Origin of the sequence: Patiriisocius marinus (assembly GCF_008974325.1) — a bacterium.
GTDB lineage: Bacteria > Bacteroidota > Bacteroidia > Flavobacteriales > Flavobacteriaceae > Patiriisocius > Patiriisocius marinus.
The window spans coordinates 155,661-164,061 of sequence record NZ_BKCG01000007.1 but is presented as its reverse complement, the minus strand read 5'-3'; the positions used below and the strand labels follow the sequence as shown (position 1 = coordinate 164,061).

Annotated in this window: 7 protein-coding genes and 1 tRNA gene; 6 read left to right on the top strand and 2 right to left on the bottom strand. The window is 33.0% G+C overall.

Going from position 1 to position 8,401, the window contains the following annotated elements:
• On the bottom strand, positions 1 to 1,861 hold a 1,861-nt coding region (locus tag GBH57_RS12775), incomplete at its 3' end, for an FIDD domain-containing protein (RefSeq protein WP_208997625.1).
• A gap of 305 nt (positions 1,862 to 2,166) precedes the next feature.
• Here GBH57_RS12775 and GBH57_RS12770 point away from each other — a divergent pair.
• The 6 genes from GBH57_RS12770 (at position 2,167) to GBH57_RS12745 (ending at position 8,074) form a co-directional block, all read left to right on the top strand.
• On the top strand, positions 2,167 to 3,105 hold the full coding sequence (locus tag GBH57_RS12770; protein ID WP_151674885.1) for a NifU family protein: 939 nt from the start codon (positions 2,167 to 2,169) through the stop codon (positions 3,103 to 3,105).
• 169 nt (positions 3,106 to 3,274) lie between these two features.
• The gene (locus tag GBH57_RS12765; protein ID WP_151674884.1) at positions 3,275 to 3,475 is read left to right on the top strand and encodes a dodecin family protein; all 201 of its coding nucleotides are present in this window, start codon (positions 3,275 to 3,277) and stop codon (positions 3,473 to 3,475) included.
• A gap of 154 nt (positions 3,476 to 3,629) precedes the next feature.
• Positions 3,630 to 5,675 (top strand): thioredoxin domain-containing protein, encoded by a 2,046-nt coding sequence (locus tag GBH57_RS12760; RefSeq protein ID WP_308640248.1) that lies wholly within the window; start codon positions 3,630 to 3,632, stop codon positions 5,673 to 5,675.
• 2 nt (positions 5,676 to 5,677) lie between these two features.
• Positions 5,678 to 6,532, top strand: coding sequence for a mechanosensitive ion channel family protein (locus GBH57_RS12755; RefSeq protein WP_151674882.1), 855 nt, complete (start codon positions 5,678 to 5,680; stop codon positions 6,530 to 6,532).
• A gap of 67 nt (positions 6,533 to 6,599) precedes the next feature.
• Positions 6,600 to 7,301, top strand: coding sequence for a hypothetical protein (locus tag GBH57_RS12750; protein ID WP_151674881.1), 702 nt, complete (start codon positions 6,600 to 6,602; stop codon positions 7,299 to 7,301).
• Positions 7,302 to 7,351: 50 nt separating this feature from the next.
• Positions 7,352 to 8,074 carry a hypothetical protein gene (locus GBH57_RS12745; RefSeq protein WP_151674880.1) on the top strand — a complete coding sequence of 241 codons (723 nt, stop codon included), beginning with the start codon at positions 7,352 to 7,354 and terminating at the stop codon, positions 8,072 to 8,074.
• Positions 8,075 to 8,231: 157 nt separating this feature from the next.
• Here GBH57_RS12745 and GBH57_RS12740 read toward each other — a convergent pair.
• A tRNA-Leu gene (locus GBH57_RS12740) sits at positions 8,232 to 8,313 on the bottom strand.
• Between the last annotated feature and the right edge of the window lie 88 nt (positions 8,314 to 8,401).

The following is an 8,401-nucleotide window of genomic DNA, read 5'->3' as shown; positions in this document are numbered from 1 at the left end:
CTGCATCTGGATTCCCTCCTGTGATTTCTAAATCTTTTGTCGTTAAATCAAAAGTTGCAAAACCATCGTTTGGTAAATCATCACAAAGATTATATTTTGTTGGTGTGGTTGCGACTGGAGCAGTGAAAATTGTTATTGAAAAATTACCTACATCAAAACAAGTACTATCAAAACTACTTTCAAGTCTAACAAAAATTGTTTCACCTGGTGCAGTTACAGAATAATTTGAAGCCAATGGATTTGTGCCCATCGTAGCTTCAGGCAAAGTGTTATGATATGATACAGTATACAACAAAGGGTCTTGTCCGTTTAATACTTCAGCATCCTTTAAAGCAGGAAGATTTACATCCACACTGCCATCGCTGTCATCATCACATAATGTAGTATCAGTTAAAGTACCTACTATTGGTTGAGCATAATTTAAATCAAACTCTGTAAGGGCTGAACATTGACCACCATTATTTTCGATACGAACATAAATAGTTTGTGTAGGTGTAGTAGCTATTGGAAAAGCTGCAGGTGTTGCTATTTCATTAATATCACCTTGACTATCTAATAAACTTTCATAATATTTTACTACGAAATCTGCTGGATCTTGTGCACCTATAACTACTGCATCATTTACAGTTAAATCAAAGACACCCATTAAAGTTCCATCATCACACTGAAATAAATCATCTGGTTCATTAGCAGTTGGCTGGGGAGCAAATTCTACAAATATTTCATCTGTACCAGCACAAGCCGAACCTCCACTAGTCACTTCTATTTGATAGGTTCCTGTTACAGTTACGTCAAGTGAATTGTTAGTTTCACCTGGAATAATATCAAACATTCCTGTACCTTCATTTAACACATACCACTGATAAGTACCTGGGGTACCACCAATACCATCTAATCCTATGGTGATTATCTCTCCTTCACATTCAGTATTATTATCTGCGATAGTAACATCTGGACCAAGGTTAACCCCTAAATTAAAACTACCTTCCTCAAAAAATACTGCAGAATCAAAACCACTATCACCTCTATCAGCAATAACCATTTTCAATTCATAAAGCTCTCCTGGAATTAAATTATACATAGCAACTAAGCCTTGTGTATAACCATCGTATTGAATTTCATTTTGATTATTAGCCCCATTGTTACTAATATATAAATCAGGAAAAAAGTTAGTTCCAGTTACTTCTGGACCACAAACAAAAGTATCTGCATGAATAGATAATGTACTTACAGGAACTCCAGCAGAACCAGGAACGGCTGCTATATTTGTACCTCCAAATCCAGTACCAGAATCATTTGGAATACCCATTCCTCTTAATAAAAAGGCAAAACCATCTCTAAATTGACCTGAAGAGGCACATTCTTGGTCATTTTCATACTCGTCTGAGGCAAAAATAAAATTAAAAGACAACTCTTCGACATCAGGCTCAAATGTAAACTGAAATACTGTAGCGTTATTAGTATTAAAGACATTACCACTTTGAGCATTTAATATTGCTTGAAGATCTGGATCACCATTCCATCCTGTTCCCGTATCCGAAATAGAAGATGTATCATTAGGTCCTTGAGCACTTACACCAAAACCTGTAGCCAAAAGTATTCCAGATTCAAAAGGAAAACCTGTTCCAGTAGCATCAAAGTATCCCCAACTACGTTCGTTGATATTAGCTACACCATCAGGGTTTTCTTGCAAAAAAGTAAGGTTAACCTCACCGCAACCACCGCCACCAATTAAAACTTCGTTTAACAACTCCTCAGCATCATATGCTGTTTCCGGAGCGGCAGGATCATTCACAACTATACTCTGAGAAAAAACAGCATAGGAAAAAAATATGGTTAGAAGAAGTAATAGTTTTTTCATAATTATACGTTTAATAAAAGTGTATTTGAAGCCTTAATACTAAAGCTTTTGAGCCTATTATTTTTATTAAAATCATACTCCTTACAGATTAATAAACAAAAAGCCCTAGCGTAATTAATACTAACTAATGCTCCAAAGACCCCTAAAATAGTGGCTGAAGTTTTATAAAAATTTATACAAGCTGTTGACAAGAAGCCTAACAACCCAAATAAAAGGAGTGAAATTTTCTTCATAAATAGCACTTTATGCTGCCAAATATATAGATAACAATGATTTTCTTTTGTTATTTTTGCAAAAAAAATAGCATGGCAAATCAATTTGACATAACAGTACAACCAACTAATAACGAAAATATTGTAAAATTTGTTGCAAATTCGTTTTTAACTCAGGCAAGAAGTTATGAATTTGGAAATATTGAAGAAGCAAAACCTAGCCCTTTAGCGCAACAACTATTTCATCTTCCTTTCGTAAAAACAGTGTATGTTTCTCAAAATTTTGTTGCTATTGAAAAATACAACATAATTGATTGGGCATCTGTGCAAGATGAAGTTGCCTCATCGATTTCTGATTATTTAAAAACAGGAGACCCTGTAATAACAGAAAGTGAGACTTCAAAAAAAATACCTGTCACAATTTATGCTGAAAGTACTCCTAACCCTTCAGTAATGAAATATGTAGCCAACAAACCACTTGCTGATGGTATTTTTGAATTTAAAAATATTGACGATGCTACAGATGCTCCTTTAGCAAAAGCTCTTTTTGGCTTTCCATTTGTAAAAGAAGTTTTTATAAGCGCAAATTATGTTTCAGTTACTAAATACAATGTTGCTGAATGGCTTGAGGTTTCAAACGAATTAAGAGAGTTTATTAGAAAGTTTATTGAAGACGGAAATATTATTTTCTCTGATGCTTTTCTACAAAATTCAAATGCAAAAACAACTAATGAGACGTTTGAAGAAAATTCTGGCACAAAATCTACTTCTATTAATAACGCTTCATTTGAAGGTATCGAGCAAGAAATTGTTGACATTCTAGATGAATATGTAAAACCTGCTGTTGCCAGCGATGGTGGACATATCGCTTTTGACTCGTTTGACAAAACTAGCAAAACTGTAAAAGTGATTCTTCAAGGTGCTTGTAGTGGTTGCCCTTCATCTACCGTAACACTTAAAAATGGTATTGAAACTATGCTTAGAGATATGTTACAAGGTCGTGTTATGCATGTAGAAGCTGTTAACGGATAAATTTCATAAACTTTTAGAAATTTTAAAACCTTTGATATTTCGGCTTTGCCTTAAAATTAAATTTCTACACAAGTGAGTACTATACTTTTAACTTGATTTTCAGAAAAAGCTAATTGTAAAACTGTACTTTAGTGGCTATAAAACAAGTAGTAATTTAAAATTAAACATTATGGCAGTATTAAAAGTAATCGAAGTATTAGCAAATTCTAACAAAAGCTGGGAAGAAGCAACAGAAAATGCTGTAAAGCATGCTTCTAAAAGTGTGAAAAATATTCGTTCGGTTTATTTAAATGAACAAACGTGTGTTGTTGAAGATGGAAAGGTTACGGAATTTCGTGTTAATGTAAAAATCACATTTGAGGTAAAATAACACCTCACTACCTCTTAATAGAATACGCTTTTAATTTTATTAAGAGCGTATTTTTCATTTAAACGAACACCCTATGGTATTTAACCCGTTTTGGGGGATTGTAATTTCTATTTTACTTCTCGCGTCCTGTACTTCTACCTCAAAAAAAGAAACTGTGTCTTCAAACAAACATACAAATTTACTAGCTCAAGAAACTAGCCCGTATCTATTGCAACATGCACACAATCCAGTCGATTGGCGTGCGTGGAATGATGTATCGCTAGAAAAAGCAAAAGAAGAAAAAAAATTAATCGTTATTAGTGTAGGCTATGCTGCTTGTCACTGGTGCCATGTGATGGAACGCGAAAGTTTTGAAGACACTACTGTTGCTGCGGTAATGAACAAAAACTTTATCAACATTAAAGTAGATCGCGAAGAACGACCTGATGTTGATCAAATTTATATTAATGCAGTTCAGCTTTTAACTGGTAATGCAGGATGGCCTTTAAATGTGGTTGCATTACCTGATGGAAGACCAATCTGGGGAGGAACTTATTTCAGAAAAGATGAATGGATAAATGCGTTAGAGAGGCTTCAGCAATTATATGAAACTGAACCTCAAAAACTACTTGATGTTGCTGATAATTTAGAAGAAGGCATAAAAAGTATGGACTTGTTGCCTCTAAATACAGACGATGTAGACTTTAAAGAAATTTCTATTGATGAAACAATAGCTTCATGGAAAGAAAGTTTCGATCCCTTATACGGAGGTACTAAACGTGCTCCAAAATTTATGATGCCAGATAATGTATCATTTTTATTACGTCAAGCAATACAAAACAATGACAACAAACTACTTGAACAAGTTACGCTAACTCTAGACCGGATGGCTTATGGAGGTATTTATGATCACGTTGCCGGAGGTTTCTCTAGATACAGCACAGATATAAAATGGCATGTCCCTCATTTCGAAAAAATGCTGTATGACAACGGCCAATTAGTTAGTCTTTATAGCGACGCGTATAAAGCAACAAAAAAAGAACTTTATAAAGAAGTAGTCGAAGAAACACTTCGCTTTATCGCAGCAGAATTTACAACAGATAATGGAGCATTTTATTCTTCATACGATGCCGATAGTGATAACGAAAATGGCGAACTTGAAGAAGGGGCATTTTATGTATTTGCAAAAGAGGAATTAAAAACATTAATAGGTAATGACTTCAATTTATTTTCAGATTATTATAATGTAAACACTTTCGGAAAATGGGAAGCCGATCATTATGTATTAATCCGTTCTAAAAGTGATGAGGAAATAATAGACACATATAATATTTCAGCTGAAATATTAAATTCCAAAAAAACATTATGGAAAAAAGCATTAAGCGAATATCGATCCAAAAGGCCCATGCCACGATTAGATGACAAAATATTAACTTCGTGGAATGGACTAATGCTGAAAGGCTATGTGGATGCCTACAAAGCATTTGGCACTGAAGATTATTTAGACGCAGCAGTAAAAAACGCTCATTTTATAAAGAACAATCAGATGCAAACTAGTGGTGCACTTTTGCATAATCACAAAAATGGAAAGAGTACGATAAATGGTTATTTAGAAGACTATGCTGCAGTTATTGACGCATACATATCGCTGTATGAAGTGACTCTAGATATGGAATGGCTAGATATTGCAAATAATTTGACAGCTTACACATTTGAGCACTTTTTTGACGAAAAAAAGAAGTTATTCTACTTTACAAGCGACGAAGATCCTGCTTTAGTAACGCGTAATTTTGAATACCGAGACAACGTAATTCCTGCATCTAATTCGATAATGGCTAAAAACCTGCAACTACTATCGCATTATTTCGACAACCAACTATATGCGGAAGTATCAAAACAAATGCTTAAAAATGTATTGCCAGAAATGAAACAATATCCTTCAGGATTTTCGAATTGGCTATCATTATTACTTGATTATCAAAAACCATTTTACGAAGTAGTAGTTGTAGGTGCTAATGCAAAGGAAAAACTAGCAAAAATCAACATTAATTATTTACCAAATATTTTAACTGCAGGTAGTAATATTGAAGCAAGCGCTCCATTATTAACACAACGTTATGTTGATAATCAAACTCTAATTTACGTATGTGTAAATAACGCTTGTAAATTACCAGAAAGCGTTATTGAAAAAGCAATTAACCCTATAAAATTAACAAAATAAAAATGCTAAAAATAGATACAGAAAAATTTCAACAAGCTGAATACTACATTGAAAAATACGGTCAAAAGTTAATTGACTTTATTCCTAGCTTAGTGACGGCTATTTTACTATTATTTGTTGGTCTTTGGATTATCAAAGTCATCAATAGAGTAGTAAAGAAAATTTTTGACAATGCTGATTATGACATAACTTTAGAAAGGTTTGTAGCGAGCTTAATTAATTATGGATTAAAAATTGTTTTATTCGTACTTGTCATAACTCAATTAGGAGTTGAATCTGCTTCATTAGTTGCAATAATTGGTGCTGGAGGATTAGCAATTGGCCTTGCACTTCAGGGTTCTCTTTCTAATTTTGCTGGAGGAGTTTTAATTTTATTATTAAAACCATTTAAAGTGGGCGATTTTATTAAGGCACAAAACATTGAAGGTACTGTAAAGGAAATTTCAATATTTAACACGAGAGTGCTCACCTTTGGAAATCAACAAGCTATTATTCCAAATGGTAAATTATCAAATGAAACTATTGTTAATTATTCTTCAGAAGGAATAAGAAAAGAAAACATCACTTTTGGAATTAGCTATACTAGTAATGTTTCTGAAGCAAAAAAAATATTACTTGATTTAGTTATGGAACAAGAAACTATTCTTAAAATAGAAGATAAAATGCCCATGATTGTAGTTGCTGAATTAGCCGATAGTTCTGTTAACCTCTCTTTAAGATATTGGGCAACTAATCCAGACTTTTGGAATGCTCGTTGGTACACTTTAGAAGAAGGTAAAAAGCGACTTGAAGCGGCAGGAATATCGATTCCATTCCCTCAACGAGATGTTCACCTATACTCAAATAATAACAAATAATTAACATTTAATAGACTCCATGCGGTTAACTTTGGATTTCAAAAAAAATTACTAAGAAAAACCCACTATGAAATTATTTAAACACACACTGTTGGCATTAGTTTGCGCAGGAACAATGTCTGCGCAAGCACAAAACGTTGAAAACGAAGTTGACCAAGAAGCCTCTTACTTATCTTCTAAAACTGTTCCTGTTTTCAAAGGTTATAAAAACACAAATGGATCTATCTATAATGATAAAGAGTTTAAAAGAGGAACTGTTTTCGTTGATGGAAAAATGACTGCAAGCAATGTAGGTTTACGCTATAACGCTCAAAGTGAAGAAATTGAATACATGAAACAATTAGGCTCTCAAGCAACTGTTGTTAATGTAGTTAAGAAAAGTGAAAACATTGACGTCAAAATTTTAAACGACCATTACGTATACCTTCCTTCTCCAGGAAAAAAATTTAAAGATGGATATTTAATCGTTTTAGAAGAAAATGATAAATTAACTTTATATAAAAAACTAAGTAAAGAGTTTGTAGAAGGTAAAAAATCTGTAAATTCATACACACGTGATGTGCCAGACAGTTTTAAAGAACGCGAAGTACTTTTTATTAAAGTGAAAGGAGAAGAAATTAAAGAAGTTCCTGGATCTAAAGGAAAGCGTAAAAAATTATTTTCTTCTAAAGAAAACGAAGTTACAACTTATATGAAAAACGAAAAATTAAATCTACGTAAAGATGAAGATTTAATAAAAGCGCTTAAATATTACAGCACGCTAAATTAAGAAAACAGGTTTTGGCAAAATATTTGTGCTCTTAAATAAAACTAACAGTTATGAAAAAATTACTTCTACTATTAATCATTGCTATATCTACATTACAAGTAACTTATGGACAGTTTAACGCCAAAAAGTTTACTAGTGACTTATTTATTTTAGACGAATATATAAAGCGCCAAAACAAAGGAATAAACTTTAAGGACACTAAATCTTATACAGGTACTCCATATAATAATGCAAATTATTTATTAGGAAGTATTTATAAGGAAGGGAAATTGTTAGCTGAAAACATTGCTTTACGCTATAATGCCATTGCAGACGAAATGGAAGTAAAGGAGTCATTAACAACTGACGATGAAGACGCTAAGGTTTTAACTAAGTCTCAAGACATATTTGTTAAAATAGGCTTAGATATTTATGTTTTTGTTCCTTATCAAGGTGGTGTTGAGGAAGGCGGATATTTCCAAGTAATGTACGAAGGAACTCAGGTAGACTTTTACAAAAAGCATATTAAAGACTTCGATGAAGCAAAAAAAGCCACATCAACTTTAACTAGAGATATTCCTGCAAGTTTTACTGATGAGCCAGTTTATTACTTAGTAACAAAAACAGGTAAATTCTATCAATTTCCAAAATCTAGAAACAAGAAGTTAAAGGTTTTTGGAGAAAAAGAAAAAGAAATGAAAAAGTGGGTAAAAGCTAATCAACTAGATATTAATCTGGAAAAGGATTTACTCCGAGCAGTTAAGCATTTTGAAACGCTAGACGCTCCTAAGTAATCAGTATTAAATCCCGTGTTCAAAACACGGGATTTTTTTTGTTATATGATAATTCTACAAAAGCTCACTAAACAGTGGGCTTTTCTATTAAAAGAACTTAATCAAAAATCCAAAAAGTATCTAAAACAAAAAAGCTTCTCATTTCTGAGAAGCTTTGTGCGGATGACAGGAATCGAACCTGCACGCCTTGCGGCACTAGATCCTAAGTCTAGCATGTCTACCAGTTCCACCACATCCGCGGCTATATCTGTATAAGTTACAGATGAAACTATGCCCTGTTAAGGGACGGCAAATATAAAGAACATATTTTATTTATAAACAAAGATT

Excerpts from the sequence above, each read along its gene's own strand:
- GBH57_RS12765 (WP_151674884.1), top strand. The coding sequence starts at position 3,275 with ATGGCAGTATTAAAAGTAATCGAAGTATTAGCAAATTCTAACAAAAGC.
- GBH57_RS12745 (WP_151674880.1), top strand. The coding sequence starts at position 7,352 with ATGAAAAAATTACTTCTACTATTAATCATTGCTATATCTACATTACAA.
- GBH57_RS12770 (WP_151674885.1), top strand. The coding sequence starts at position 2,167 with ATGGCAAATCAATTTGACATAACAGTACAACCAACTAATAACGAAAAT.
- GBH57_RS12755 (WP_151674882.1), top strand. The coding sequence starts at position 5,678 with ATGCTAAAAATAGATACAGAAAAATTTCAACAAGCTGAATACTACATT.
- GBH57_RS12750 (WP_151674881.1), top strand. The coding sequence starts at position 6,600 with ATGAAATTATTTAAACACACACTGTTGGCATTAGTTTGCGCAGGAACA.